Source organism: Micromonospora sp. NPDC050397, from assembly GCF_044901685.1.
Lineage (GTDB): Bacteria > Actinomycetota > Actinomycetes > Mycobacteriales > Micromonosporaceae > Micromonospora_G.
This window is the reverse complement of the sequence record NZ_JBJDPS010000002.1, coordinates 66,136-93,126: the sequence shown is the minus strand read 5'-3', so window position 1 is coordinate 93,126 and position 26,991 is coordinate 66,136. Positions and strand designations below refer to the sequence as shown.

The following is a 26,991-nucleotide window of genomic DNA, read 5'->3' as shown; positions in this document are numbered from 1 at the left end:
TCGCCGGTGGCGTACGTCTCCTTGGTCGCCGGTCAGCCGCAGACCCGCTCGCCGCCCGCCGTGCTGCCCGCCGTGGCTTCGTCCGCCACGCCCACGCTGTCCGCCACGCCCGCGCTGTCCGCCACGCCCGCGCTGTCCATCATGCCCGCGCTGTCCATCATGCCCGCGCTGTCCATCATGCCCGCGCTGTCCACCACGGCCGCACCCTGTCCGGTCCCTGGCGCCGCGCCTCCCACCGCCGCCCCGCGCGCCGTGGACGGGCTGACCGGTGCCGGGTCGCCCGGCTTCGGCGGAGCGTTCACCGGTGGCGCCAACGGGGACCTGACGGCGTCCGCCATGCTCTCGGTGGAGTTGTCCAACAGCGTCCGGGGAAGGTCCGCCTCCGGCGAGCCGGGCTTGCACTTCCTGGGCCGGGTGGCCGCCGCACGGCTGCCGGTCGTGACCCTGCCCCTGGCTGCCTGACCGGACGGGGAGGAGGCCGGCTTGCCGCCCAGGTCGCCCAACTCGGTCGGGTCGGTCGGGTCGCCCAGGTCGGTCGGGTCGATCGGGTCACTCAGGCCAGTCGGGTCGATCGGGTCGCCCAGATCGATCGGGTCGATCGGGTCACTCCGGTCGGTCAGGTCGATCGGGTCGGTCAGGTCCGGGGGTGTCCCCGGCTCCGCCGACGCCTCCGGTCCGGGGTCGCCCCCGGCCGGTGGAAGGTTCGCCGGCTCGGATCCCGCCTCGACGTTCTCGGCGGGCGCGGTCTCGGTCGGGACGACCTCCTCGACCGGGCTCGCCGCCGGTACGGGTATCGGGTGGACCGGATCCGGTGGCTGTCCGGGCCGCAGCGGTGTCGGTTCGGAGACCGCCGACCCGGAACCGGCCGGAGTGGACTGGAGCGTCCCGGCGCCGTTCTGCCTGGTTGTCGTCGGATGGGCCGGGGAGAGGTTGACCGAACGCTTCGACACCGGCGGGACCTGGTTGCCCGCCCGGGGCGGCCAGTTGAGCACGATTTTGGCCGGTGGCGGGTTGCTCGCTGGCCAGGCCCGGCCGAGGCGCTGGGCGATCACCGGGGCGTCGTCGGCGTCCGCCCCCTGGTCCGGGCCCTGGTCCGCCGGGGGACGGGCATCGTCGCCGCCCGGAGTCGCCTCGTCGGCCGAAACCGGCACCGAACCCGGCACCGGGTTAGGGGCAGAGCCAGGGACAGAGTCAGAGTCAGAGACAGGGGCAGAGCCAGAGACAGGCACAGGCACAGGAGCAGGGACGGGGACACCCGATCGGGTCGGCGCGGATTCCGGCCGGGAGAGCACGTCCGCCAGGGTCTCCGGACGGGCCGAGAGGTCGACCGGACGGGACGGTGCCGGCAGATTCGAGTGGACCGGCCAGCCGACCGGCGCGGCGGCAGGCGCCGTGGCCGGGAGCGGGCGCACGGCCGGGCCTGCGGTCGTCGCGGCGGGCGGTACGGGGAGCAGGGCGGGTCCGCCGGGGCGGACCGGCCGGCGGCGTCCGGGCGTACCGCGAACGGGTTGGCCGAGGTCGTCGAGTGCGCGTACGCCGAGTCGGGCGCTCAGCACCGGGATCTGGCCGGGCTCGACCACGAAGACCACCTCACGCGGCCGGGTCGGCCAGACCAGGATGGCCATGCCGAGCAGGGCGAACAGGGCGCCGCCGGAGAACAGGCCCCAGGTGGTCGGGTCGATCCAGTCCACCCGGAGTTCGGCCCGGACGTCGAGCGCGACCCCGGCCCGCGCGTCCGGGTACATCACCACCAGGGTGAGCCGCTGTCCACGCAGGTCGTCCGGGGCGAGGTCGAGTGTGTTGGCGCCCTGACGTACCCAGAATCGCTGCTCGCCGGGGGGCGTCGCGGCGGCGGTCGATGCCTCGGCCCGGGGCACCAGGACGCGCTGCACGGGCAGCCGGCCACGGGTGACGCTCACCCGCTCGACCCGGGTGTACGGCACCGTGCCGAGGTAGCGGGCGGTCTCGGCGGCCGGGGCGAGGCCGAGGAACGCGGGCCGTTCGTCGGTGCCGGCGGTGATCCGCAGCCGGGTCCCGGCGGTACGGGTGAACGGGGCGTCCCGGCGCAGCAACGCGTCCAGGTCGGGTACGACGATCGCGCGACCGGAGGTCTCGATCCGTTGCAGCGGCGCGGCATAGGCGTCACCGGTGCCCCGCTGTTCCCCGATCGTCCACAGTGCGCCACCGAGGAGCAGGACCGTCAGCCCGACCGTGAGCAGCAGCACCCCGGCGACGGTGCGTACGACGCGCATGCGCAATTCCCCCCTGATCAATGTATCTATAGACGATACCGACCAAAAAGGGTCTAACGCGTCTTATTACCTAAAACGGCGCTGGCCCGCCGGTGATCCGGCGGGCCAGCGGGCAGGGCGACAGACGGCTCAGGCTGCCGGCGTGCCCTCCGGACGACGGGTGCGGGCGAACGCCAGCCCGCCCAGCGCCAGCCCGGCCAGACCGGCGACCAGACCGGCGATGCCGAGTCCGAGCGCGGCGCCCGAGCCCTCCTCGGCGTCGTCGTCATCGTCATCCGCCCGGGCGACCGCAGCCACCGAGGCACCCGGAGTCGCGGCGCCCGCCGCAGCCGCCGCCGGGTTCAGCTTCAGCACCGGCGCCGGGTGCTCCGGCTCCTCGGCCCCGGCCGCCGCCGGCTCGTCGATCCAGCGCGAGATGTTGCCGTCCGAGTAGGTCTGCAAGACCTTGAAGATCATCTTGTCGGTGCTGGCGGGCAGCGGGCCCATCGAAACGCCGAACTCCTGGAACTGTCCGGGCTTGACCTCGGCGCCCGCCGTCGCGGTCCAGGTGATCTTCGCCGCCGCCTCGGTCACCTTGCTGCCGTGCACCTCCAGCGGCGGGTCGACCTTGCGCTTCTCCACCACCACCGTCCAGCCGGGCACCGGGATGGTGGAGACCGACGCGACCGGCGCGTTCTCCGGCAGGTTGACCTCCAGCTTGGTGGTCGACGCGGTGTCACTCTCGTTCGGCACCCGGAAGTCGACCCGGCCGTAGCCGCCCTGGGTCGCCTCCTTCGGGTTGACCGTGACGTGCGCGGAGGCCGGCAGGGCGAGGCCGAGCACACCGACGAGCGTGGCTCCGAGCGCGAGGCTGGCCGCGAGGGCGGTACGCCGGGGACGGATCATGGGTAGGTGCCTTCCTAGGTGATCGGCACGGTGGCGGTCACCGTTGCCTGGTCGATGTCGGAAATCCGTACGGTGAAGCGAAGTTGCCAGTCGCCCGGGGTGGGCAGGCTGATCTCACCGGTGGCGTGGTTCGGGCTGAGCGGCAGCAGCGGGATCTCGATCGGCTCGACCCCCTTGGCCGGCAACGCGGCGGTGCCCGTCCACTCGACCACCGACTGCGGCTTGTTCTCGCCGGTGTAGGCGTACAGGTGGATCGTGTTGCTGCCGGTCCCCGCCGGGTCCACCTCGACCTGGACGTTCAGCAGCGAGCTGGTCAGCGTGGTGCTGAAGAAGCCGGGCCCGCCGGCCGCGTCGCCGGAGTCGGCGGTTCGGCCGGGCGGCGTCTGCACCAGTACGGCGGAGATGGCCAGCACCAGCGCGGTGATGCCCAGTTCGGTCCAGACCGCCCGGCGCATCCGACCCGGGTGTTCGGTCGCGAGTCGGCGCTGGACCAGCCGCCGCGAGTACGCCGCGACCCCGATCACCAGCGCGAAGAGCACCACCTTGGCGATGATCAGGCGGCCGTACGTGGTGTCGACCAGGGCGCTCGGCGTGGCCACCTCGATCAGCGCCTGGACGACCCCGGCGAGCAGCAACGCGGAGACCGACACCGCCGCCCAGCGGGACCAGATCGGCAGGATCGCGGCGAGTTCCCGCTCGTCGGCCCGGCGCAGCAGGAAGCCGACCAGCATCACCAGACCACCGAGCCAGACCGCCATGCTGCCCACGTGCACCGCGTCGACCAGCACCGAGACCGCCGGTACGGGCGACGCCGCGGAGTGCCCGGCGAGCGGCCAGGTGAAGAGTCCGGCGACGCCGAGCACGGCGAGCAGGACGTGGTCGGCTCGATTGGCGCGACCGGCCAGCAGGGGCCGGAGCAGGATCGCGGCGGCCACCAGGATGCCGAGCCGGACCAGCAGCACCGCGCCGAACGTACTGGCGAGCACGTCGCCGAGGGCGCTGCCGCTGATCGAGAAGATGCCGCCGCCGGTGGTGTACGGGACCTGGAGCCAGATCCCGATCAGCGTCGCCGCGCTGACCAGACCGAAGCCGGTCCAGACCAGCCGGGCCGGTCCGCGCCGGTCCAGTCGCCTGGGCCAGAGCAGGCCGAGCACCAGCACCGGGCCGACCAGCAGCACCAGTCCGGCGTACCCGAGATACTTGCCGACCGCGACGGCGGCGGTGATCCCCGGGTCGACGGTGTCGTTCGCGGTGTCCTCCGGCGGGCTGGACGGGGCCCCGACGGAGTAGGTGTAGGCGCCGGCCACCGGGTGGCTGTCGGCCGAGATGACCCGGTAGCTGACCAGGTAGGTGCCCCGGGCGCCGCCGGGGTCGACCGGGATGGTGACCACGGAGCCGTCGAAGGCCGGCTCGCCCCGGTCCACCCGGGCCCCGTCCGGGCCGAGCACACGGATCTTGTCCGGTACGTTCCGGACGCCCTCGCTGAAGGTGAGCACCACCTCGCTGGGCGCGCTGGGCAGCACCGAGTCCGCGAGCGGGCTGCTACTCACCAGCACCGCGTGGGCGCTGGCCGGGCTGGCCGGCCCGAGCAGCAGGGCGAACGTCGCCAGCAGGAGGCCGAGCGTCGCGCCGGCGCGCGACACCCATCGTCGTTGTGCGGCAGTCATGCCGGACATGCTCGCCCAGTTACCCACCCCGGCGCGACCTGGAGTCACCCGCGACCCGCCACCGCCGCCACGCGCAGCGGCGGGTCGATCCGCCGGTTGACCCGACCGAGCGCCCAGAGCAACCCGGCCTGGACCACCGTGGCCAGGTGACCGATCTCGTGCACCACCGCTGTGGTCGAGTTCACCACGTCGATCGCGCTGGTGCCGGCGAGGCAGACCGCGAGCACGAAGGCGACCGGCACAAACGCCTGCGCCCGCTCCGGCCGGTAGGCGGCGAGCGCGAACCCGACCGCTAGCGCCACGTCGAACGAGGCCATCTCGCGGCTGGTGTGCAGGTCGACCTCGACGCCGAAGCCGGCCAGCAGGATCGGCAGCGCGATGGCGAGTTGGGCGACGGCGGCCACCGCGACCGCCACCCGGAGGATCTGGCGCCGGCCGTACGCGGCCGAGGAGCGGCGACGGGCCGCTGCCGTGGCAGCCGGGTCGGCGGCCACCGCGGCGAGTACGGTGGCGGTGAGGTCGGGCACCTCGACCGCCCGTACGGTCCGCATGACCTGGCCGAGTTCTTCCGCCCGGGCCAGCCAGAGCTGGCAGCCGGGGCAGGTCAGGGTGTGCGCGTCGAGCGCCTCCATCGGCGCGCGCGGGTCTTCTCCGTCGAGCCGCGCGGAGAGCGCGACCCGTACCTCGTCGCAGGTCATGGGGAGATAGTCGGCGTAGAGCCCGGAAAAGTTCCCGGACGTGCGCAACCGCACCCAAGCCGGCCAAGGCGACCCCCGCACTCCGGCCGCGCGCGTAACCTCGGATGTCGTGATCCCCGTCCCGCGCGAGTCCGAGCAGGTCAGCGCCGCCGCCGACGTCGTGGCGGCGGTCGACCGGACGCTCGCGCTGGACGACGCGAGCCACTGGGCGCTGCGCGCCCGGGACGGGGACCCGGTGGCGCAGGCGGCGTTCGTCCGGGCCACCCAGACGGAGGTGTGGCGGTTCGCGGCGGCACTGGTCGACCGGGACAGCGCGGACGACCTGGTCCAGGAGACCTACCTCCGGGCGTTCCGGGCACTGCCCGCGTTCGAGGGGCGGTCGAGTGCCCGTACCTGGTTGCTCGGCATCGCCCGCCGGGCCTGCGCCGACCATCTCCGTACCGTGGTCCGGCGCCGCCGCCTGGACGAACGGCTCGCCGTCGCGGCGCACACCGACCACCCCTACCCCGACCCGGCCGGGCAGCTCGGCGCGACCGACCTGCTCCGGCGGTTGCCCGCCGAACGGCGCGAGGCGTTCGTGCTGACCCAGGTGCTCGGCCTGTCGTACGCGGAGGCGGCGGCGGTGGAGGGGGTGCCGGTCGGCACCATCCGGTCCCGGGTGGCGCGGGCGCGGGCGGAACTGGTGGAGGCGGTCGGCGATGCGCTGGCGAGCTGAGCCGGAGCCAGCCGGCCGGATGACCGGCTGGGAGGTTCCTGGGACTGGCTGGGACTTGCCTGGAAGGCGGAACCCGCCACCACACCCGGGCGACTAAGGGACCATGACCTTGGTGACCTCAGCACGCGCGCGTTGGGATCCGGTCCAACCGTGGCTCGGGCTGGCCGTCCGGCTCGGGCTGGCGGCGGTCTGGTTCTGGGCCGGCAGTACGAAGGTCGGCGACCTCGCCGCCTCCGGTCGGGCCGTCAACGCGTACCAGATCTTCTCCTTCGACGTGGCCAGGGCGATCGGGGCGGCGCAGCCGTTCGTGGAGATCGCCCTCGCCGTGCTGCTCCTGCTCGGCCTGGCCACCCGACTCGCCGCCGGTGTCTCCGCGTTGCTGCTGGTGATCTTCATCGCCGGTATCAGCTCGGCCTGGATCCGGGGCCTGGCCATCGACTGCGGCTGCTTCAGCGAGGGCGGGCCGCTCGCCGCCGGCCAGACCCCGAGCTACCTGCCGGAGATCCTGCGGGACATCGGCTTTCTGATCATGGCGGCCTTCCTGCTGCGCTGGCCACGCAGCCCGTTTTCGATCGACCGGTGGATAACCGGCGGGCAGCGTCTGGAGGACGAGGATGAGTAGTCCACGGGGGCCGGGCCGCCAAGGCGGCGGACCGGGACGGCGGCCGGAGAAGGCCCAGAAGGGGCCGCAGAAAGCCCAGCAAGGACCGCAGAAGGCGCAGCAGGGACCGCAGAAGGCGCAGAAGACGCCGAAGAAGAGTTCGGCGCGGGTGGTCCGGGAGCAACTGGCCCGGGAGCGGCGCCGTCGACGTACCCTCTGGACCTCGCTGGTCGCGGTGGCGGTGCTGGTCATCGCCGGGCTGATCGGCTGGGCCGCCTTCGCCGGCCAGGACTCGACCAGCAAGTTCACCGCGCCGGCCGGGGCGACCGCCGACGGCAACGCGATCGCGGTCGGCACCGGCCCGGTCACGGTCGACATCTACGAGGACTTCATCTGCCCGTTCTGCGGGCAGTTCGAGAAGTCCACCGGGAGCACCCTGGACCAGCTCGTCAGCGAGAACAAGGTGCGGGTCCTGTACCACCCGGTGGCGTACCTGGACCGGGCCTCTTCCACCGAGTACTCGACCCGGTCGTCCGCCGCCTCCGGCTGCGCGGCCAACCAGGGCAAGTTCCGGGAGTACGTCGAGGCGCTGTTCAACCGCCAGCCGGCCGAGGGCAGTGCCGGCCTCAGCGACCAGGAGCTGATCGACATCGGCACCGGGGTCGGCCTGGACGGGGGCACCTTCGGCTCCTGCGTCCGTGACGGTACGTTCAAGTCGTGGACCGCGCATGTGACCGAGGAGGCGAGTCGGGCGAACATCAACAGCACCCCGACCGTGCTGGTCAACGGCAAGGGCGTGGACCCGAACCCGGACGCCCTCAAGGCAGCCGTGGCAGCGGCCACCAAGTGATCCGTCGCCTGCTCACCGCGTGCGCCGCCGGCCTGCTCGGCGCGCTCGCGGTGGGCGCGCCCGCCTTCGCCCACGGGGCGGACGCACCGGACGGGACGGACTACCGGACCGAGGTCACCGGGCTCGCCCCGGCGCTGCCCGGCGTCACCGTACGTGCGATCGAGGCGGGCGCCCGACTGGAGCTCACCAACCGGACCGGTCGCACCATCGAGGTGCTCGGCTACGACGGCGAGCCCTACCTCGAGGTCCGGCCGGACGGCACGTACGAGAACCGCAACTCCCCCACCACGTACGTCAACCAGACCCTTGACGCGGACAGCGCCGTACCGGCCACCGCCGACTCGACCCTGCCACCGGACTGGCGGCGGATCGACACCGAGCCGGTGGTCCGCTGGCACGACCGTCGGACGCACTGGGTCGAGCAGGGGCGCCCGCCACAGGTGGTCGCCGACCCGGACCGGACCCACCGGGTCCGGGACTGGGTCGTGCCGATGCGCGACGGGGTGACCCCGATGGAATTGCGCGGGACCCTGGACTGGGTCCCACCGCCGAACCCCGGCTCCTGGTGGCTGGCGACCGTGGTCGGTGCCCTGCTGCTCGGCACACTCGGCGTACTCCCCGCCGACCGACGCCCCGGCCGTACGGTGACCGCCGTGCTGGCCGGCGGCTTCGCCCTGGCCGGGCTGGGTGCGGTGACGCTCGCCGTGGCCCGGGAGCTGGACGCCGGAGCGGTCGGCGTCGGTGGGGTGCTGACCGGTCTGCTCGCCGGTCAGATCTGGCCGGTGCTCACCGGACTCGGCGCGGTCACCGCCGGGGCGTACGCGCTGGCCCGACGTCCGGCCGCCGACTTTGCCCTGGCCCTCTCCGGGGCCTGCCTGGCGCTCTTCGCCGGGGTGGCCAACGCGGCGGTCTTCGGCCGGTCGGTCGCGCCGGTGCCCTGGCCGGCGGTCTCGGCCCGGCTGCTGGTCGCGGTGGTGATCGTGGTCGGCGTCGGTGGCGCCCTGGCCGGGGTGCTGCGGCTGCGTGCCGCACCGCAAGAGGTCGCGCCGGACCCCGCTTCCGAAGGTGACGGTCAGGCGCGGGCGGCGGCAGCCGCCACCGGGTCGAACCCGTAGGGCAGCTCCAGCCGGTGCCGGGCCAGCAGGTCGGCGTCGGCGAGCAGGTCACCGGTGGCGCCGTCGGCGACGATCCGGCCGCCGTCCAGGATCACCGCCCGGTCGCAGAGCTCCAGCGCGTACGGCAGGTCGTGGGTGACCATCAGCAGGGTCACCGGCAGTCCGCGCAGGATCTCGGCCAGTTCCCGCCGAGCCGCCGGGTCGAGGTTGGACGAGGGCTCGTCGAGCACCAGGATCTCCGGGTGCATGGCGAGCACGGTCGCCACCGCCACCCGGCGGCGCTGCCCGAAGGAGAGGTGGTGCGGCGCCCGGTCCCGGTGCTCACTCATCCCGACCGCCGTCAGGGCCTCGTCGACCCGGGCGGCCAGTTCGGCACCCCGCAGCCCGAGGTTGGCCGGGCCGAACGCCACGTCCTCCGCCACGGTGGGGAGGAAGAGCTGGTCGTCCGGGTCCTGGAAGACGATGCCGACCCGGCGGCGGATCTCGGCCAGGGTGGCCCGGTCCCGGTCGACGGTGAGCCCGCCGACCGCCACCGTGCCGTGCGTCGGGTTCAGGATGCCGTTCAGGTGCAGCACCAGCGTGGTCTTGCCGGCGCCGTTCGGACCGAGCAGGGCCACCCGTTCCCCCCGGGGCACGGTCAGGTCGACCCCGTCCAGGGCGACGTGACCGTCGGGATAGGCAAAACGCACGTCCCGTACGTCCAGCGAGGCAGCGGTTTCCACGGCACCGATCATGACAGCCCCCGACCGGTGGCGACGCGGCCGGTCACAACGCGGCCGGTGGCGACGCTGCCGGTCAGGGCGAGGCTGGTCACGACAGCACCAGTGCGGTGACGGCGATGCCGGCGGCGGTGAGCGGCACCGTCGCCCCGACGACCCAGTGCCCGGCCGTCGCCGCCCCGGCCGACTGCCAGACGACCGGCATCCGGCCCGCGTACCCCCGGGAGAGCATGGCCAGGTAGACCCGCTCGCCGCGCTCGAACGCGCGCAGGAAGAGCGCGCCGATGCCGGCGGCGAGGCCGCGCAACTGCCAGAGGAAACGCGGGTCGTCGCCCCGGGAGAGCCGGGCCACCCGCATCCGCCGGGCCTCGCCGGTCAGCACGTCGAGGTAACGCAGCATGAAGGTGGCGATCTGGGTCAGGATCTGCGGGCAGTGCAGCCGGTCCAGGCCGATGATCAGGTCCCGCATGGTGGTGGTCCCGGCGAGCAGGAGCGAGGCCAGTACGCCGAGCGTTCCCTTCGCCAGGATGTTCCAGCCGCCGTACAGCCCGTCGACGGAAAGGTGCAGGCCGAGCCACTCGACCCGCTCGCCGGTGCCGAGGAAGGGCAGGACGAACGCGAAGAGGACAAACGGCAGCTCGATCAGCGAACGCTTGAGCAGCCAACCTGGGCCGATCCGGGCCAGCGCCGCCACCAGCGCGATCAGCAGCGCGTAGCCGCCGTACGCCCAGAACGCCTCGCGCGGGGTGGCGACCACGGCGATGCTGAACGCCACCATCGCCGTGATCTTCACCTCGGCCGGGAGCCGGTGCACGGGCGAGGTGCCGGCCCGGTAGAGCACGTGCGCGTGCCCGGCGCCCATCTACTTGCCCGCTTCGGTGCTGGTCAGCTTGCCCGCTTCGGTGCCGGTCGGCCGCTGCTCGCCGGCGGTCGACCCGGTGCCGGTCGGTCCGTCGACAGTCGACCCGCTGCCGGTCGCTTCGTCGGCGGTCGACCCGGTGACCGCCCGCTTGCCGGTGCCCCGGCGACGGGTCAGCCAGAACAGGCCACCGCCGACCGCGAACGTGATCAGCACCCCGGCGACACCGGACAGGCCGGTGGAGAGGTACGGGTTCTGCACGCCCTTCACCCCGTAGTCGGCGAGCGGGCTGTCGGCCAGCTCGTGGTCCTTGGTCTGCTGGGCCGGGCAGCTCCCGCCGGTGATGTTGTCCTCGGCGTCGAAGGTGCAGCCCTCACGCAGCGAGGAGTCCAGCCCGTCCGGGTGGGACGAGGCGAAGTTGCTCACCACCCCGGCGAGCAGGAGCGCGACCAGCAGGCCGCCGAAGATGAATCCCCAGTGCTTCCGCTTCACCGCGCACCTCCGGTGGCCGGGTTCGAGAAGACCGGCGCGGTACGCAGACCGCGCAGGGCGTAGACAAGATCGGGTCGTACCTTGGCGACGGTGACCACGGTGGTGGCGGTGATCAGCCCCTCGCCGATGCCGATCAGCAGGTGTGCGCCGGCCATGGTGCCGGCGAGCCCGCCGAGCGAGCCACCGAGGTCGGTGGTGCCGCCGAGCCAGTACTGCAGGACGAAACCCTGGGACGCGATCACGACGCTGACCATGGCCGAGACGAAGCCGGTCACGGCGAGCCCGGCCGGCGTACGCGGCAGGACCCTGAGCAGCAGTGCGATCAGCAGGTATCCGGCGGCCGTACCGACGATCGCCATGTTGGTGATGTTCAGCCCGAGCATCGCCACGCCACCGTCACCGAAGACCAGCGCCTGGACGATCAGCACCACCGACACGCAGAGCGCGCCGACCCACGGGCCGACCAGGATCGCGGCGAGCGCGCCACCGAGCAGGTGTCCGCTGACCGCCCCGGTGAAGATCGGGAAGTTGAGCATCTGTACGGCGAAGATGAACGCCGCCACCAGGCCGGCCATCGGGGCCAGCCGGTCGTCCAGGTCCCGCCGGCCACGGATCACGCAGAACGTGAGCACCACCAGCGCGAACGCTCCGTAGATCGCGGCAACGGGACCGTCGATGATCCCGTTGGCGATGTGCATCGCGACGTTGTCCATACGTCCTCCCCACCCGTGGCGAGGGAGGGTCCGCGCCAGGGGAACTCAGCGTATTTGCCTAGCCACCTCTGTTGCCAGCATCTTGCAACAACGGACGTGACCGTTCAAGATCGTGCCTGGTCGGAGCGGGTAATGTCACCTGCCATGACGGGTTCTCGCCTCACGCCGGGCGATTTGGCGCCAGAATTCACGCTGCCGACGGACGACGGCAAGACACTCGCCCTCGGGGAGCTACGCGGCCGGAAGGTGGTGCTCTACGCGTACCCGGCCGCGATGACGCCGGGCTGCACCAAGCAGGCCTGCGACTTCCGCGACTCGCTCGCGTCGCTCCAGGCCGCCGGGTACGAGGTGGTCGGCATCTCGCCGGACCAACCGGGCAAGCTCGCCAAGTTCCGCGAGCGGGACGCGATCACCTTCCCGCTCGTCGCCGACGTGGACAAGGCGGTGCTGACCGCGTACGGCGCGTACGGCGAAAAGCAGTCCTACGGCCGTACCGTGACCGGGGTGATCCGCTCCACCTTCGTGATCGACGAGGAGGGCCGGATCGAGCGGGCGCTCTACAACGTCAAGGCCACCGGACACGTCGCCAAGCTCCGCCGCGACCTGGGCCTGGACTGAGGTGTAAGGAAGGGCCCCTTATTAACGCATAGCGTTAATAAGGGGCCCTTCCTTACGGCGGGGCGGTCGGCGGATCCGCAGCCGTCGGATGTACGTGCGCACGGAGGCCGCGCAGGCTCTAGACTCGTACCGCCAGCGGGAGTGGTGTAATGGCAGCCACGCAGGATTTAGGTTCCTGTGCCTTCGGGCGTGGGGGTTCGACTCCCCTCTCCCGCACCGATCGTCGGGCTCGTCAGCGCAGCCCTTCGACTAGCAGTTCACGGCCGGGCCCGGGGTTGGCCGGCGACGCCCTCCGGGGCCGCGTTGGGCTCCGGATCCCGGGTCGGCTGATCGGTTGTAACCTCCGTCACCCCGCTCGGCCGCCCGGCGCACGAGCGTGCCCGGAGCGTCGAAGATGACCGGGTGACCCTCCGCTTCGTGTTCGACCCCGAGCTGACCCCGGAGCTGCGACAGCAGCTCGTCACGCTCTGGACGGTGGTGACAAACGCCGGCGGCGCGGTCGGCTTCGTCGCCCCGGTCACCGAGGAACTGGTACGTCCACTCGCGGAAGCGGCCTTCGCCGGCATCGCCGACGGCCCGGACCGGCTACTGGTCGGCTACACCGACGAGAACCGTCCGGCGGCCTTCCTGATCTTCACCTCGAACCGGTTCGCGCTCAAGGAGCACTGGCAGGTGCTCAAGCGGGTGATGGTCCACCCGGGTCTCCAGGGCACGGGCAACGGCGTCGCGTTGATGGCCGAGGCCGAGCGCCTCGGACGCAAGCTGGGCCTGGAGGCGCTCCAGGTCACCGTCCGGGGCGGGCTGAACCTGGAACGGTTCTACCAGCGCTGCGGCTACCGCGAGGTGGGTCGCCTGCCCGGCGCGCTGCGGCTGGCCCCGGACGACGACCGGGACGAGATCCTGATGTGGCTGCCGCTGGCCTGACCGCCACCGAGGTCCCGAGCACCGCCTCCGAGGTCCCGAGCGCCACCACCGAGGTCCGGAGCACCGCCACCGAGGTCCGGAGCGCCGCTTCCGAGGTCCGGAGCGCCGCCACCGAGGTCCGGAAGCCACCGGTCAGGTCGGCGGCGCGGGCGGTTCCGGGGCACGACCGTAGGCGCGGTGGGTGTCGAACAGCGCGACCGCCGCCAGCACGAAGGTCCCGGCGGCGGCGGTCGCCACCGGCGGGAGGTGGAACGCGGCACCCGCGACGGCGGCCAGCAGGATCATCGCGACCCACCGTGACCGGGACACCCGACCGAAGATGACGTACTCGAACGCGGAACGCCCGGCCAGGAAGAGGGCCGGGCCACCCGCGATGCCGGCGGTCCAACCCGGCTCGGGGTTCCCGTCCGGGTGTTCGAGGATGACCGTGAAGCCCACGGCGGTCAGCAGGATGCCGGCCACCATCACCATGTGCGCGTACGAGGACCACTGACTCAACCGGTGCGGGCGCGAGGAAGCCGCGATGGCGGGGGCGAGTTGTTCGCCGGCCCGGTAGATGTAGAGCCGCCACATCAGCGCGGTGCTGGCGAACGCGAACACGAGCACGGTCGTACGGTGCAACGTCAGGCCCTGCTCTCCCTGGGCGAACGTCAGGCCCAGGATCAGGATGATCTCGCCGAGCGCGATGACGAGCACCTGTCGGTAACGCTCGGCCAGGTGACTTTCCTGGATCGTCAGCTCCCACCCGGGCGCCTCCCCGAGTCCCGGGGCGGGCCACCGCAGGGCGGCCGAGACGTAGTCGACGGTCAACGCCGCCAGCCAGAGCACCACCCGCAGCCAACCCTCGGCGAACGCGCCCGGGATCCAGAGCAGGGCGGAGCCGGTGAACCAGAAGGCCGCCCGCAGCGACCGCTGCGCGAGTTGGGTGCCCCACTCGGCAATCATGATGAAAACGTGCCGGGTGAGGTGGATCGCCACGTAGGCGACGGCGAAGAGCAGCCCGTACCTGGCGAATGCCTGGGGAAGCACGATCGCCATCAGCAGGACGCCGAGCATGACGAGGATGACGTAGAGCTGTAGTAGGGGGTGTTGCGGGTCGAACTGGTCGGTCAGCCACGCCGTCAGCACCCAGATCCACCACAGGGCCAGGAGCAGGACAAACGCCCTGAGCGCAGCACGCCAGCTCAGATCCTGCACCAGCAGGTGGGTGATCTGGGTGAGCGCGAAGACGTACACCAGGTCGTAGAAGAGCTCCAGGAACGCCGGCTGCATCGGGCTGCCGGGGCCGCGTACCAGCCTGACACCCGTGGTCACGACCTTATTCTCACGTCCGGTCTCCGGCCGGGTGAGGCAATGAACCGATCTCCGGCCCGACCGACCGATCAGGGGGACACGAGGCGTCGGCCGCCCGATAACAGTTGCAAAGCACTACTACGGTCAATCCCGGAACGACCATCCGGGAGGAAACATGGGCAAAACACGACGCAAATCCTCGTTCTGGGCCGCCGCCCTGGCTCCGGCCGTACTGGTCGGCGTCCTGGCGAACCCGGGCGCCGCATCGGCCCGACCGGCGCCCGGCGGAAACCCGGGCGGCGACCCGCTGCCCGTGGCGGCGCTCGACGCCGCGCTGGGAGGGATCACCGGCGCCGGCATGGTCGGTGTCTTCGCCGAGGTCCGCGACGGTCGGGCGACCTGGCGCGGAGCAAGCGGCGTCGCCGACATCACCACCGGTCGACCGGTACGCCCCGACTACCGGCACCGGGTCGGCAGTGTCACCAAGACCTTCGTCGCCGCCACCGTGCTGCAACTCGTCGGCGAGGGCCGGATCTCGCTCGACGCACCGGTCAAGCGCTACCTGCCGGGCCTCGCGCCCGACGGCGTGACGGTACGGATGCTGCTCGGCCACCGGAGCGGGATCGGCAGTTACGACCACGTCCTGCTGGCCACCCCGGAACTCATCGAGCAGCACCGGACCACCACCTTCTCCCCTCGTGAGCTGGCCCGGACCGGGCTGGCGATGCCGCCGACGAACCCGCCCGGCGAGGGTTACGCCTACTCCAACACCAACTACGTCCTGGCCGGGCTGATCCTGGAACGGGTGACCGGGCGCCCCGCCGCCGAGGAGATCCACCGCCGGATCCTGCGCCCGCTGGGACTTCGCGACACCTACTTCCCCGGCACCGACCCACGCATCGCCGGCCCGCACAGCCGGGGCTACGTGCCCTGGTACGAGGGCGAGTTGCGGGACTTCACCGTCTACAACATGTCCTGGGCCCAGATGGCCGGCGAACTGGTCTCCACCACCGCCGACCTGGACCGCTTCTACCGAGCACTGCTCGGCGGCCGACTGCTCCGCGCGGGTGAACAAGCCGAACTGGTGCGGTTCCTGCCGACCGGCGTGCCCGGTCTCCAGTACAGCCTCGGCCTGCTGGCACTGTCGCTGCCCTGCGGTGACGCGTACGGGCACGACGGCCAGGTGTTGGGCTACCAGACACTGTCGCTGCACTCCCCGGACGGTCGGCGCCAGGTGAGCGTGGCACTGAACGTCAGCCACTACCAGTACCCCGGTGATCCGATCAGCCCGGCAACCTTCCAGTTAATCGACACCGCCCTCTGTGGTGCGCCGTCCAGCGCACGTACCGTCGAGCCGCGCGGGTTGCCCCTCACCCCGGCGCCCGGCCTTTTGCCACCCGCCCGACTCGGCTGAGGCCCGAACACCCACCGTGCGCCGCCGCCCCGGCCCCGGGTCGCCCGTCCGGGTCAGCAGCGGGAGGTGTCCACCGGATCGACACCGGCCAGGGCCTCGAGAGTCGTCGCCGGGGCGGTCGGCTCCGCCGGGGTCGGCGAGGGCGGGGCCGGGGTGGCGGTGGCGGTCGGCGCGACGCTCGCCGTGGGCGTCGGTCGGGCCGAGGGCGAACCGCCGGGGGTACGGGCGGAGCCGGCCGGCGCACCGGAGCCGGAGAGCGAGACCGTGCTGCGTTGGAGCTGCTCCGGAACCATCCGGATGTTGGTGGCGGTCGCCTGCCCGCCGTACACGTCGGTGACCCTGATGCTGTACGGCCCCGGGCCGAGGCCGCCCTCGACGATCCAGTAGTTGTAGTCCTGGCGGGCCGCCGCGCGGAAGCCGCCGCCCGGTCCCTTCGCCTCGACCGAGCGGAGCGGATTGCCGTGGTTGCCGACCTGCACCGCGAACCACCACTGCGAGGCGCCGTCCTTCATCCGGAAGGTGAGCCCCCCGTTGACCGGCGGGCTCACCACGGCCCGGTACGTCACCGGCACCACACCCTGCGCCGGGTCGGCGATCCGGGCGAACGCCTGGTCGGAGAGGTCGATGTGACCCGGCTCGCAGCCGGCGCACTGGTCCATCACCACGACCCTGACCTTGCCCTTCGGGCCGGTCACGTCGAGATAGCCACCGCAGGCGGCGGCGTCGGCGTACTCCGACGGGCCGAGCGCGACGTAGAGCCGGTCGGCCGGTGGGCTCGGGAAGGAGCAGTTGCCACCCGAGCCGGCCGAGTCGTAGAAGGTGGCCTTTCCCTTGTGGACGGTGCTGCCGGTCGGTGGTGCGGCGCAGGCCGGGGCGGCACCGGAGCGTACGGCGAGGGTGATGCCGAGTACGGCGGCCAGGGCGGTGACACCGGCACCCGCCAACCAGCTCCTGATCCGGCGGCGCCGCGCCCGATCGGTGCCGCCGTCGCCGGCCGGGGTGTTGTCTTCGGGAACCGTGCCTGGTGCAGTCACGGCGCCTGATGTTGCCGCAGCGCCTCCACCAGCGCAACCTTGCCCGCCCGGACCTCCACCAGCGCAACCTTGCCGGCCCGGTCCGTCGCGGTCAGTCCAGCACCTCCACGGCGTCACCAACGCGGATCGTGCGATCCCCGCCGGGAGTTCCGGCCGATTCGGCGCGGACCGTCATCTGGAGGCCGAAGAGCAGCTTCTGGCCGATGTTCCGGCGCGCGGCGAGCATCCGTAGCGGTTCCCGTCCCCGCTCCCCGGTCTCCTGGTCGATCGTCGCGACGACGCAGCGCCCGCACTCGGCGGCGCCGTGGAACACGGCCCCGCCGATCCTGATCCGGCGGCCGACCCACTCCCCCTCGACCCACGCAGCGGCACCGCTCATCACCAGGTTGGGCCGGAACTGACTGATCGGCAGCGGCCCCTCGGAGCTGCCCGACTCCAGCAGCCACCCGTTGAACGCGTCCAACGACGCGGTGTTGGCCAGCAGCAACGGTGTCCCGTCGGCAAAGCTCACCTCGGCGCCGGAGCCGACCGCGACCGGCCAGGGAACAAGGTTGCCGGCCGGGTCGCCGAGCCAGACCAACCGGGCCGCACGTCCCAGCAGTCGGTGGAGCCAGCCGTCGGCCTCGGGGCCGGCGGCGCGTACCGACGAGAACGGTCGTCCCCCGAACACCCGGACCTGAATCTGCTCGCCGCCGGTCGGTTCGGCCAGATCGAGCGGAGGTAGACCCGGCGCGGCCAGGGTCAGCCCTCCGGGCCGGGACACCGCCCGCATCGTCACCAGTTCCCGGTGCTGGCGCTGGGTGAGGCCGATGCCGCGCTCGTCCACGATCAGCCAGCGCCGGTCGCCGTCCAGGCCCCACGGCTCGACCCGCGCCGCGTCGCGGTCCATCCGGTGGCACCCCTTCACCGGGTACGTGTGAATCGAGGCCACTCGCATCCGGCCAGGATGGCACGACGCGACGCGACGGGGTAGTCCCGACTGTTCGCTCTCGCCGTCGATGTCACCCGTGCTGCCGGCAACGCCACCCGTGCTGCCGGCGACCGCCCTTACCAGGCGACCCCGATGCCGTCGCCGGGGAACCAGTGCCGGGCCGGGGTCTCGCGGTAGGCGAGGAACCGCCGACCGGTCCGCTCGGCGTGCTCGGAGAGCACATTGGTCACCGTGACGTTGTCGGTGAGCAGCAGTGCGTTCGGCGACAGCTTCGACTCGACCGCCTCGAACTCGTTGCGCTCGTGGCCGGCACTGTGGTCGCTGTCGTGCAGGAACAGGTCGACCGGTCGGTCCAGCGCCCGGATCGAGGCGATCGAGTCGCCGATCACCAGGTCGACCACGTCGGCCCACGGCTCGACCCGGGCCAGGTAGCCGGCCTCCGGGTTGATGTCCAGCGAGGTGACCCGTCCGGGTTGCCCCTCGGCGGTGTTACGCAACAGCGCGGCAGCCAGCACGCAGGTGCCCAGTCCCTTGTCCACCCCGGTCTCGACGACGTGCGCCGGACGGGTCGCGCGGACGATCGCGTACCAGCCGATCCGTCGGGCGTAACGCACCTGGCGGTCGGCGAGCCCACGCCGCGCCGAGGCGGCCGTGGTCCGCTCGATGTGCTGCCGCAGCGTGTGGTCGGACTCGATCTCGGCGAGGTAGTCCCGGATCTGCTTGACCGGGGTGTCCGTGATGACGCTGACGAACCAGGCGAGATGCTCCCGGCTGAGCCGGGTCAGATCGTACGTGTAGTTGTGGTGCTCGCGTGAGGTGAGCAGCCAGCGGGCGGAGACGCCAAGCACCCGGGCATCGTGCCGGGCGACCCGGAGCAGCCGTTTGGGAAAGGCCGCGACGGGCGCGAGCGGGGTACGGGCGATGGTGCGTCGGAACCGGGTCCCATCCACGGGGTTGGTTGTATCACGTCCCGGTCCCGACGACCCGGTCGTCAGGAAGGTTCGCCGCCCACACCGCGTGTCGCCGCCGACGAGACGCCAGCGATCCACGCCGGAGTGTCCATGCGCCCAGACCCTAGCCGTCCCGGCGGGACCCGGTAGTGCCATGTTCGGCCGCACGTCATTGCCATCTGAATGTTTTTATGCATAGAGTGCTTCCGTGAATGACGATTCACTTGTCCGGGATGCGACATTCGATCCCCTGGTCGTGGCCCCCACCGACCAGGTGCTCGACCTGTTCCACGGCATCCGGCTCACCCCGACCCAGCGACGGATCGCGCACAGCCTGGTCCAGCACGCCGCCTCGGCGGCGTACCTCTCGGCGGCCGAGATCGCCGAACTCGCCCAGGTCAGCCAGCCGTCGGTGACCCGGTTCGCGATCGCGCTCGGCTACGACGGCTACCCCGCCCTGCGTCGTCGGCTCCGCGAGATCACCGCCGCCGAGCGCGGTCGCCCGGCGGCCGACGTACCGGCCGCCGGCAACGAGCTCCAGCGGGCGGTCAGTGACGAGGTGCAGAACCTGCACCGACTGGCCGAGCAGCTCGGTGACCCGGACAAGGTCACCGCAGCCGGTGCACTGCTGGCCGAGAGCCGGCCGCTGCCCGTACTCGGACTGCGGGCCGCCGCACCGCTGGCCGCGTACTTCGCCTATTTCGCGGCGAAGGTCCTCCCGGACGTACGGGTGCTCGACACCGGTGGCAGCCTGCTCGCCGACCGGCTCGACCAGGCCCGTACGGCCGGCGCCACCGCGCTGCTCGCCATCGTGCTGCCCCGTTACCCCCGGGAGTCGCTGGACGCGCTCCGGGAGGCGCGGCTGGCCGGGCTCTCCGTTGTCGCGCTCACCGACTCGGCGGTCAGCCCCGCCGCCGAGTACGCCGACATCGTGCTCCCCGCCGCGGTCGGCGCCCAACTCGTCTTCGACCTGCACACCGCCCCGATGGCCCTGGCCATGGTGCTGCTCCAGGCGATCTGCGACGCCGCGCCGAGCCACACCCAGCGCCGACTGGAGGAGTTCGAACAGTCCGCCGCCCGGCGCCAGGTGTTCCTCACCTGACCCCACCGACCACCAACCCGAACCCGACCGAGCCGATCCCCGCCCGCTCTTCACCGTTGCCGAGGAGATCCGATGTACCAGCCCGTACGCGCCGCGCGCGGCAGCACCCGTACCGCCGTGGGTTGGGCCCAGGAAGCGGCCATGCGGATGTTGATGAACAACCTCGACCCGGAGGTGGCCGAACGCCCCGAGGACCTGGTGGTGTACGGCGGCACCGGGCGGGCGGCCCGTGACTGGCCGTCCTACCACGCGTTGATCCGTACCCTGACCGAGCTGCGCGACGACGAGACCATGCTGGTCCAGTCCGGCCGACCGGTCGGCGTGCTGCGCACCCACGAGTGGGCGCCCCGGGTGCTGCTGGCCAACTCCAACCTGGTCGGCGACTGGGCCAACTGGCCCGAGTTCCGCCGCCTGGAAAATCTCGGCCTGACCATGTACGGGCAGATGACCGCCGGCTCGTGGATCTACATCGGCACCCAGGGCATCCTCCAGGGCACCTACGAGACCTTCGCGGCGGTCGCCGCCAAGCGGTTCGGCGACACCCTCGCCGGCACCCTCACCCTCACCGCCGGCTGTGGCGGCATGGGCGGCGCCCAACCGCTCGCGGTGACCATGAACGGCGGCGCCTGCCTGATCGTCGACGTCGACCCGGGCCGGTTGGCCCGCCGGGTCCGGGACCGCTACCTGGACCGGGTCGCCGACTCGCTGGACGAGGCGGTCGAGTTGGTGCTGGCCGCCAAGCGGGACCGCCGGGCGCTCTCCGTCGGCGTGGTCGGCAACGCCGCCGTGGTCTTCCCCGAACTGCTGGTACGCGGGGTCGAGATCGACATCGTCACCGACCAGACCAGTGCGCACGACCCGCTCTCCTACCTGCCGGTCGGGGTGGAGCTGGCCGACGCCGCCGAGTACGCCGCCGCCAAGCCGGCCGAGTTCACCGAGCGAGCCCGCGCCTCGATGGCCCGGCACGTGGCGGCGATGGTCGGCTTCCTCGACGCCGGTGCCGAGGTCTTCGACTACGGCAACTCGATCCGGGGCGAGGCACAGCTCGCCGGGTACGAGCGCGCCTTCGACTTTCCCGGCTTCGTGCCGGCGTACATCCGGCCGCTGTTCTGCGAGGGACGCGGACCGTTCCGGTGGGCCGCGCTCTCCGGCGACCCGGCCGACATCGCCGCCACCGACCGGGCGGTGCTGGAGCTGTTCCCGGAGAACGAGTCGCTGGCCCGGTGGATCCGGATGGCCGGCGAGCGGGTCGCCTTCCAGGGCCTGCCGGCCCGGATCTGCTGGCTCGGCTACGGCGAGCGGGACCGGGCCGGGGTCCGGTTCAACGAGATGGTCGCCGCCGGCGAACTCTCCGCCCCGGTGGTGATCGGGCGGGACCACCTGGACGCCGGGTCGGTCGCCTCGCCGTACCGGGAGACCGAGGCGATGGCCGACGGTTCCGACGCGGTGGCCGACTGGCCGCTGCTCAACGCGCTGGTCAACACGGCCAGCGGCGCCTCCTGGGTCTCCATCCACCATGGTGGCGGCGTCGGGATCGGTCGCTCGATCCACGCCGGCCAGGTCTGCGTCGCCGACGGCACCGCGCTGGCCGGGCAGAAGATCGAACGGGTGCTCACCAACGATCCCGCGATGGGCGTGATCCGGCACGTCGACGCCGGTTACCCCGAGGCCGCCGACGTCGCCACCCGTACCGCCCTGCCCATCCCCATGTCCCAGGTGTAAGGAGGGGCCCCTTGTTATCGGATTCCGTTGTAGAAGGGCCCCCTCCTAACGCCGGAGACGTGGCGGCGTTCCGGAAGCTGTGGGACGAGATCGCACCGGTCGGGCGCGATCCGGGCAGCGGCGGCTACCTGCGGTACGCCTTCACCGAACCGGAGCTGCGGCTGCGGGACTGGTTCCGCCGGCAGGCCGCCGACCGGGGCATGCCGGTCGAGCAGGACGGCAACGGCAACCTGTTCGCCTGGTACGGCGACCCCGAACGGGGTGACGCGGTCCTGGTCGGCAGCCACTTCGACTCGGTGCCGTACGGCGGCGGCTACGACGGGCCGCTCGGCATCGTCAGCGCCTGGCTCGCCCTCGACCGGGTACGCGAATCCGGGCCGCCGCCCGACCGACCGATCGGTGTGGTGGCGTTCGCCGAGGAGGAGGGGGCCCGGTTCGGCGTACCCTGCCTCGGCTCCCGGCTGCTCACCGGTGAACTGACGGTCGACCGGGCGGCGGCGCTCACCGACTCCGACGGCGTCAGCTTCGCCGAGGCGCTCGGCGGTCGGCCGACGGGTGCCCGGCCGGACCTGCTGGCCCGGGTCGGCGCCTTTGTCGAGCTGCACATCGAGCAGGGGCGGGCCCTGGTCGACCTGGGCGCTCCGGTCGGCGTCGCCAGCGGCATCTGGCCGCACGGGCGCTGGCGGATGGACTTCACCGGGGAGGCGAACCACGCCGGGACCACGTTGATGAGCGACCGGCGCGACCCGATGCTGACGTACGCCTTCGCCGTGCTGGCCGCGAACAAGGAGGCCCGACGCTCCGGCGCCCAGGCGACGGTCGGCCGGGTGGAGGTCGAGCCGAACGCCACCAACGCCGTGCCGTCGCTGGTACGTGGCTGGCTGGACGCCCGCGCCGCCGAGGTCGGCACGCTCGACGCGTTGGTCGCGGCGATCGACCAGAAGACGGCGGAGCGGGCGGTACGCGACCGCACCGGGTTCCGGCTGACCCGCGAGTCGGTCACCCCGCTGGTGGAGTTCGACGGCGGCCTGATCGAGCTGTTCGGGCGGGTGCTGGCCGGCGGCGTACCGGTGCTGCCGACCGCCGCCGGGCACGACGCCGGGGTGCTCGCCGCCCACCTGCCCACCGCGATGCTCTTCGTCCGCAACCCGACCGGGGTCTCGCACTCGCCGGCCGAGACCGCCGACGACATCGACTGCGCCGCCGGGGTCGCCCGCCTCGCCGACGTGCTCTCCACCCTGGCCACCGACCCCGGGGAGGGACGATGAGCAGCGGGTACGACACAACGACCAAAGGCGCGGCGACCCGACGGTTTCACGCCGAGTACGCCTGGCTGCCCGGCCAGGTCGAGCCGAGCCCGGACGTGCTGGTCGAGGTCGAGGGTGGCCGGTTCAGCTCGGTCACCGTCGGCGTGCCGGCGCCGTCGGGCGTGACCCGGCTGCGGGGCCTGGCCCTGCCCGGCCTGGCCAACGCCCACTCGCACGCGTTCCACCGGGCGTTGCGCGGGCACACCCACACCGAACGCGGCACGTTCTGGAGCTGGCGGGACCGGATGTACGAGGTCGCGGGCGTACTCGACCCGGACCGTTACCTGGCCCTGGCCCGGGCCACGTACGCCGAGATGGCGTTGGCCGGGATCACCTGCGTCGGCGAGTTCCACTACCTGCACCACAACCCGGACGGCACCCCGTACGCGGAGCCGAACGCGATGGGCGAGGCACTTGTCGAGGCCGCCGCGGCGGCCGGCATCCGGATCACCCTGCTGGACACGCTCTACCTCACCTCCACCGTGGAGGGTGAGCCGCTACGCGGGGTCCAGCGCCGCTTCGGTGACCGGGACCTCGACGCCTGGTCGGCCCGGCACGAGTCGCTGCGCCCCGCGCCGCACGCGCGGATCGGATCGGCCCTGCACTCGGTCCGCGCGGTGCCACTGAGCGCGCTCTCCGCCTTCGCGTACCGGAACCAGGGTGTGCCCCTGCACTTCCACCTCTCCGAGCAGCGGGCCGAGAACGAGGCCAGCGTCGCCCGACACGGCTGCACCCCGACCCAGCTCCTGGCCGACATGGGCGTGCTCGGACCGACCGCGACCGCGGTGCACGCCACCCACCTGACCGGCACCGACCTGGACCTGCTGGGCAGCTCCGGCACCGGGGCCTGCCTCTGTCCGACCACCGAGCGGGACCTCGCCGACGGGATCGGCCCGGCCCGGACGCTGGCCGACTCGGGCAGCCCACTCAGCCTCGGCTCGGACAGCCACGCGGTGATCGACCTCTTCGAGGAGGCGCGCGCGGTCGAGTTGGACGAGCGACTCCGCACCGAGCGGCGCGGCCACTTCGCGCCGGACGAGCTGACCCACGCCGCCACCGCCGCCGGACACGCCGCGCTCGGTTGGGACGACGCCGGCATGATCGCCGTCGGGGCCCGAGCCGACCTGACCACGGTCCGGCTGGACAGCGTACGGACGGCGGCGGTGCCGGCCGCCGGGGCGTTCTTCGCGGCCACCGCCGCCGACGTCACCGACGTGCTGGTGGACGGGCGGGTGGTGGTCCGCGACGGACGACACGTCTCGATCGACGTCGCCGCCGAACTGGCCCGCTCGATCGGAGAACTGACCCGCTCGACGCCAGAACTGGCCCGCTCGACGCCAGAACCGGCTCGTTCGATCGGGGAGCTGCGGTCGTGAGCGCGCAGAGCGGGCCGAGCCTGCTGATCGACAACATCGGCGAACTGGTCACCAACGAGCCGTACGGCGAGGGTGGTCCGCTCGGCCTCCGGCGCCACGCGGCGCTGCTGGTCGAGGGGGGCCGGGTCGCCTGGATCGGGCCGGCGAAGTACGCGCCGGCCGCCGACGGGCGGATCGACGCCGAGGGTGCGGCGGTGCTGCCCGGCTTCGTGGACAGCCACTCGCACCTGGTCTTCGCCGGTGACCGGGCGCCCGAGTTCGCCGCCCGGATGGCCGGACAGCCGTACACCGGCGGCGGAATCCGGACCACCGTCGGCGCCACCCGGGCGGCCAGCGACGACACGCTGCGCGCAAACGTGTCCCGGCTGCGGGTCGAGGCGCTGCGCCAGGGCACCACCACGATCGAGATCAAGAGCGGGTACGGGCTCAGCGTCGCCGACGAGGCCCGCTCGCTCCGGATCGCCGGTGAGTTCACCGCCGAGACCACCTTCCTCGGCGCGCACGTCGTCCCGGCCGAGTACGCCGACCGGCCGGACGACTACGTCGGACTGGTCTGCGGGCCGATGCTGCGCGCCGCGCTGCCGTACGCCCGCTGGATCGACGTCTTCTGCGAACGGGGGGCGTTCGACGCCGACCACGCCCGCGCGATCCTCACCGTCGGCCAGGCCGCCGGTCTCGGCGTACGGCTGCACGCCAACCAGCTCGGCCCCGGTCCGGGCGTACGGCTAGCGGTGGAACTCGGTGCCGCCAGCGCGGACCACTGCACCCACCTGAGCGACGCCGACGTCGAGGCGCTGGCCGGTTCGGCGACCGTCGCCACCCTGTTGCCGGGGGCGGAGTTCTCCACCCGGTCGCCGTACCCGGACGCCCGGCGCCTGCTCGACGCGGGAGCCGTCGTCGCGCTCGCCACCGACTGCAACCCCGGTTCGTCGTACACCTCCTCGATGCCGTTCTGCATCGCTCTGGCCGTACGCGAAATGCGCATGACCCCGGCGGAGGCGGTCTGGGCCGCGACCGCCGGAGGCGCGCGGGCGCTGCGCCGCGACGACATCGGCGTGCTCCGCCGTGGCGCGCGGGCCGACCTGACCATCCTCGACGCGCCGTCCCACCTGCACCTGGCCTACCGGCCGGGGGTACCGCTGATCCGCCAGGTCCTGCACAACGGAGTACCGCAATGTCAGTAGTCACCATCACACCCACCGGCGTCACCCCCGCCGACGTCCTCGCCGTCGCCCGAGGTACGGCCACGGTCGTGCTCGACCCGGCCACCATCGCCGCGATGGAGACCAGCCGGGCCATCGTCGACCGGATCGAGCAGGACGGCCGCCCGGTGTACGGCGTCTCCACCGGCTTCGGCGCCCTCGCCAACACCTTCGTCGCCCCGGAACGTCGGGCCGAACTGCAACACGCGCTGATCCGCTCGCACGCCGCCGGCATCGGTGCGCCGATGCCCCGCGAGGTGGTCCGGGCGATGATGCTGCTGCGGGTACGCTCGCTCGCCCTCGGCCACTCCGGGGTCCGGCCACTGGTCGCGCAGTCCCTGGTCGACCTGCTCAACCACGACGTCACCCCGTGGGTGCCGGAGCACGGATCACTCGGCGCCTCGGGCGACCTCGCGCCGCTGGCGCACTGCGCGCTGGCCCTGCTCGGCGAGGGCTGGACGCTGGGCAAGGGCGGTGCCCGGGAGGACGCCGCCGTCGCGCTGCACCGGGCCGGGCTGGCCCCGATCGAGCTGGCCGCGAAGGAGGGGCTGGCGCTGATCAACGGCACCGACGGCATGCTCGGCATGCTGCTGCTGGCGATCGACGACGCCGCCCACCTGTTCACCATGGCCGACGTGACCGCCGCGCTGGCGATCGAGGCGATGCTCGGCACCGACCGGCCGTTCCAGCCCGAACTGCACAGCATCCGGCCGCACCCGGGGCAGGCCGTCTCGGCGGCGAACATCCACCGCCTGCTCCAGGGCTCGGCCGTCATGGACTCGCACCGCAACGACCTGGTGCACGCGGTGCAGGACGCCTACTCGATGCGCTGCGCCCCGCAGGTCGCCGGGGCGGCCCGGGACACCCTCGGCTTTGTCACCTCGGTCGCCGGCCGGGAACTGCTCTCGGTGGTCGACAACCCGGTGGTGCTGCCGGACGGCCGGGTCGAGTCGACCGGAAACTTCCACGGCGCCCCGCTCGGCTTCGCCGCCGACTTCCTCGCCATCGCCGCCGCCGAGGTGGGTGCCATCTCCGAACGCCGGGTGGACCGGCTGCTCGACATCACCCGGAACCGGGACCTGCCGGCGTTCCTCTCCCCCGACGCCGGGGTCAACTCCGGCCTGATGATCGCCCAGTACACGGCGGCGGGGATCGTTGCCGAGAACCGCCGACTGGCCGCACCGGCCTCGGTCGACTCGCTGCCGACCAGCGGCATGCAGGAGGACCACGTCTCGATGGGCTGGGCGGCCACCCGCAAACTCCGTACCGTGCTGGACAACCTGACCAGCCTGCTCGCGGTGGAACTGCTCGCCGCCGTACGCGGGCTGCAACTCCGTACGCCGCTCACCCCCTCACCCGCCGGCCGGGCCGCGGTCGAGGCCATGGCGCGTCATGCCGGCCCTCCCGGACCGGACATCTTCCTCGCCCCGGTCCTGGAGTCTGCCCGTACCGTCGTCGCCAACCGCGACCTCCGCACCACCATCGAGTCCCACCTAGGCCCCCTGGCGTAAGGAAGGGCCCCTTGTTATCGCTTTTTGCATAACAAGGGGCC

Annotated in this window: 25 protein-coding genes and 1 tRNA gene; 14 read left to right on the top strand and 12 right to left on the bottom strand. The window is 72.6% G+C overall.

Annotated elements, in window-relative coordinates; translation table 11 throughout:
• Positions 1–32: 32 nt before the first annotated feature.
• The 4 genes from ACI2K4_RS06565 to ACI2K4_RS06550 form a co-directional block, all read right to left on the bottom strand.
• Entirely contained in the window at positions 33–2,252 is a 2,220-nt protein-coding gene (locus ACI2K4_RS06565) for a hypothetical protein (protein WP_404509323.1), read from the bottom strand.
• Between the two features lie 129 nt (positions 2,253–2,381).
• Positions 2,382–3,137, bottom strand: a complete 756-nt coding sequence (locus ACI2K4_RS06560) for a YcnI family protein (RefSeq protein WP_404509321.1) — start codon at positions 3,135–3,137, stop codon at positions 2,382–2,384.
• A gap of 14 nt (positions 3,138–3,151) precedes the next feature.
• Positions 3,152–4,813 (bottom strand): copper resistance CopC/CopD family protein, encoded by a 1,662-nt coding sequence (locus ACI2K4_RS06555; RefSeq protein ID WP_404509320.1) that lies wholly within the window; start codon positions 4,811–4,813, stop codon positions 3,152–3,154.
• A 35-nt stretch (positions 4,814–4,848) separates the two neighbouring features.
• Entirely contained in the window at positions 4,849–5,502 is a 654-nt protein-coding gene (locus ACI2K4_RS06550; RefSeq protein ID WP_404509319.1) for a zf-HC2 domain-containing protein, read from the bottom strand.
• A 109-nt stretch (positions 5,503–5,611) separates the two neighbouring features.
• On the opposite strand from ACI2K4_RS06550, the gene ACI2K4_RS06545 reads away from it, so the two are divergent.
• The 4 genes from ACI2K4_RS06545 (at position 5,612) to ACI2K4_RS06530 (ending at position 8,783) form a co-directional block, all read left to right on the top strand.
• Entirely contained in the window at positions 5,612–6,217 is a 606-nt protein-coding gene (locus ACI2K4_RS06545; RefSeq protein ID WP_404509318.1) for a sigma-70 family RNA polymerase sigma factor, read from the top strand.
• A 103-nt stretch (positions 6,218–6,320) separates the two neighbouring features.
• The gene (locus ACI2K4_RS06540; RefSeq protein WP_404509316.1) at positions 6,321–6,839 is read left to right on the top strand and encodes a MauE/DoxX family redox-associated membrane protein; all 519 of its coding nucleotides are present in this window, start codon (positions 6,321–6,323) and stop codon (positions 6,837–6,839) included.
• Positions 6,832–7,668 carry a DsbA family protein gene (locus tag ACI2K4_RS06535; RefSeq protein ID WP_404509315.1) on the top strand — a complete coding sequence of 279 codons (837 nt, stop codon included), beginning with the start codon at positions 6,832–6,834 and terminating at the stop codon, positions 7,666–7,668. Before ACI2K4_RS06540 ends, ACI2K4_RS06535 begins: the two co-directional genes overlap by 8 nt.
• Complete coding sequence (locus ACI2K4_RS06530; protein WP_404509314.1) at positions 7,665–8,783, top strand: hypothetical protein; 1,119 nt, start codon at positions 7,665–7,667, stop codon at positions 8,781–8,783. Before ACI2K4_RS06535 ends, ACI2K4_RS06530 begins: the two co-directional genes overlap by 4 nt.
• On the opposite strand, the gene ACI2K4_RS06525 is transcribed toward ACI2K4_RS06530, so the two are convergent.
• The 4 genes from ACI2K4_RS06525 to ACI2K4_RS06510 all read right to left on the bottom strand — a co-directional run bounded on the left by ACI2K4_RS06525 (position 8,741) and on the right by ACI2K4_RS06510 (position 11,566).
• The gene (locus ACI2K4_RS06525; protein ID WP_404509313.1) at positions 8,741–9,517 is read right to left on the bottom strand and encodes an energy-coupling factor ABC transporter ATP-binding protein; all 777 of its coding nucleotides are present in this window, start codon (positions 9,515–9,517) and stop codon (positions 8,741–8,743) included. The two genes, ACI2K4_RS06530 and ACI2K4_RS06525, sit on opposite strands and share 43 nt — an antisense overlap.
• Before the next feature lie 76 nt (positions 9,518–9,593).
• Entirely contained in the window at positions 9,594–10,364 is a 771-nt protein-coding gene (gene cbiQ / locus ACI2K4_RS06520; protein WP_404509312.1) for a cobalt ECF transporter T component CbiQ, read from the bottom strand.
• Positions 10,365–10,853 carry a PDGLE domain-containing protein gene (locus ACI2K4_RS06515; RefSeq protein ID WP_404509311.1) on the bottom strand — a complete coding sequence of 163 codons (489 nt, stop codon included), beginning with the start codon at positions 10,851–10,853 and terminating at the stop codon, positions 10,365–10,367.
• Positions 10,850–11,566: an energy-coupling factor ABC transporter permease gene (locus ACI2K4_RS06510; protein WP_404509310.1), complete on the bottom strand. Its 717-nt coding sequence runs from the start codon at positions 11,564–11,566 to the stop codon at positions 10,850–10,852. The genes ACI2K4_RS06515 and ACI2K4_RS06510 overlap by 4 nt, the downstream gene beginning before the upstream one ends.
• A gap of 144 nt (positions 11,567–11,710) precedes the next feature.
• Between ACI2K4_RS06510 and bcp the strand changes: the two genes are divergently transcribed.
• From bcp to ACI2K4_RS06495, 3 genes are all read left to right on the top strand, one after another.
• Positions 11,711–12,184, top strand: a complete 474-nt coding sequence (bcp, locus tag ACI2K4_RS06505) for a thioredoxin-dependent thiol peroxidase (RefSeq protein WP_404509309.1) — start codon at positions 11,711–11,713, stop codon at positions 12,182–12,184.
• Positions 12,185–12,319: 135 nt separating this feature from the next.
• Positions 12,320–12,400, top strand: a tRNA-Leu gene (locus tag ACI2K4_RS06500).
• 186 nt (positions 12,401–12,586) lie between these two features.
• Positions 12,587–13,108, top strand: a complete 522-nt coding sequence (locus ACI2K4_RS06495; RefSeq protein WP_404509307.1) for a GNAT family N-acetyltransferase — start codon at positions 12,587–12,589, stop codon at positions 13,106–13,108.
• A gap of 132 nt (positions 13,109–13,240) precedes the next feature.
• Here the strand turns inward: ACI2K4_RS06495 and ACI2K4_RS06490 are convergent, their stop codons facing one another.
• On the bottom strand, positions 13,241–14,422 hold the full coding sequence (locus ACI2K4_RS06490) for a low temperature requirement protein A (protein ID WP_404509305.1): 1,182 nt from the start codon (positions 14,420–14,422) through the stop codon (positions 13,241–13,243).
• Between the two features lie 154 nt (positions 14,423–14,576).
• Between ACI2K4_RS06490 and ACI2K4_RS06485 the strand changes: the two genes are divergently transcribed.
• Positions 14,577–15,815 (top strand): serine hydrolase domain-containing protein, encoded by a 1,239-nt coding sequence (locus ACI2K4_RS06485; RefSeq protein WP_404509304.1) that lies wholly within the window; start codon positions 14,577–14,579, stop codon positions 15,813–15,815.
• 53 nt (positions 15,816–15,868) lie between these two features.
• On the opposite strand, the gene ACI2K4_RS06480 is transcribed toward ACI2K4_RS06485, so the two are convergent.
• The 3 genes from ACI2K4_RS06480 to ACI2K4_RS06470 form a co-directional block, all read right to left on the bottom strand.
• Positions 15,869–16,849, bottom strand: a complete 981-nt coding sequence (locus tag ACI2K4_RS06480; RefSeq protein ID WP_404509302.1) for an expansin EXLX1 family cellulose-binding protein — start codon at positions 16,847–16,849, stop codon at positions 15,869–15,871.
• A 91-nt stretch (positions 16,850–16,940) separates the two neighbouring features.
• Positions 16,941–17,786 carry an MOSC domain-containing protein gene (locus ACI2K4_RS06475; RefSeq protein ID WP_404509301.1) on the bottom strand — a complete coding sequence of 282 codons (846 nt, stop codon included), beginning with the start codon at positions 17,784–17,786 and terminating at the stop codon, positions 16,941–16,943.
• Positions 17,787–17,896: 110 nt separating this feature from the next.
• The gene (locus ACI2K4_RS06470) at positions 17,897–18,730 is read right to left on the bottom strand and encodes a class I SAM-dependent methyltransferase (protein ID WP_404509300.1); all 834 of its coding nucleotides are present in this window, start codon (positions 18,728–18,730) and stop codon (positions 17,897–17,899) included.
• Between the two features lie 256 nt (positions 18,731–18,986).
• On the opposite strand from ACI2K4_RS06470, the gene ACI2K4_RS06465 reads away from it, so the two are divergent.
• The 6 genes from ACI2K4_RS06465 (at position 18,987) to hutH (ending at position 26,950) form a co-directional block, all read left to right on the top strand.
• Positions 18,987–19,832, top strand: coding sequence for a MurR/RpiR family transcriptional regulator (locus ACI2K4_RS06465; protein ID WP_404510279.1), 846 nt, complete (start codon positions 18,987–18,989; stop codon positions 19,830–19,832).
• Positions 19,833–19,904: 72 nt separating this feature from the next.
• Positions 19,905–21,554 (top strand): urocanate hydratase, encoded by a 1,650-nt coding sequence (gene hutU / locus ACI2K4_RS06460; RefSeq protein ID WP_404509299.1) that lies wholly within the window; start codon positions 19,905–19,907, stop codon positions 21,552–21,554.
• An 11-nt stretch (positions 21,555–21,565) separates the two neighbouring features.
• Positions 21,566–22,822 carry an allantoate amidohydrolase gene (locus tag ACI2K4_RS06455; RefSeq protein WP_404509297.1) on the top strand — a complete coding sequence of 419 codons (1,257 nt, stop codon included), beginning with the start codon at positions 21,566–21,568 and terminating at the stop codon, positions 22,820–22,822.
• Positions 22,819–24,237: a formimidoylglutamate deiminase gene (locus ACI2K4_RS06450; RefSeq protein ID WP_404509296.1), complete on the top strand. Its 1,419-nt coding sequence runs from the start codon at positions 22,819–22,821 to the stop codon at positions 24,235–24,237. The genes ACI2K4_RS06455 and ACI2K4_RS06450 overlap by 4 nt, the downstream gene beginning before the upstream one ends.
• Positions 24,234–25,421, top strand: coding sequence for an imidazolonepropionase (hutI, locus tag ACI2K4_RS06445; protein ID WP_404509295.1), 1,188 nt, complete (start codon positions 24,234–24,236; stop codon positions 25,419–25,421). Before ACI2K4_RS06450 ends, hutI begins: the two co-directional genes overlap by 4 nt.
• The gene (gene hutH / locus ACI2K4_RS06440; protein ID WP_404509294.1) at positions 25,412–26,950 is read left to right on the top strand and encodes a histidine ammonia-lyase; all 1,539 of its coding nucleotides are present in this window, start codon (positions 25,412–25,414) and stop codon (positions 26,948–26,950) included. Before hutI ends, hutH begins: the two co-directional genes overlap by 10 nt.
• Positions 26,951–26,991 lie beyond the last annotated feature (41 nt).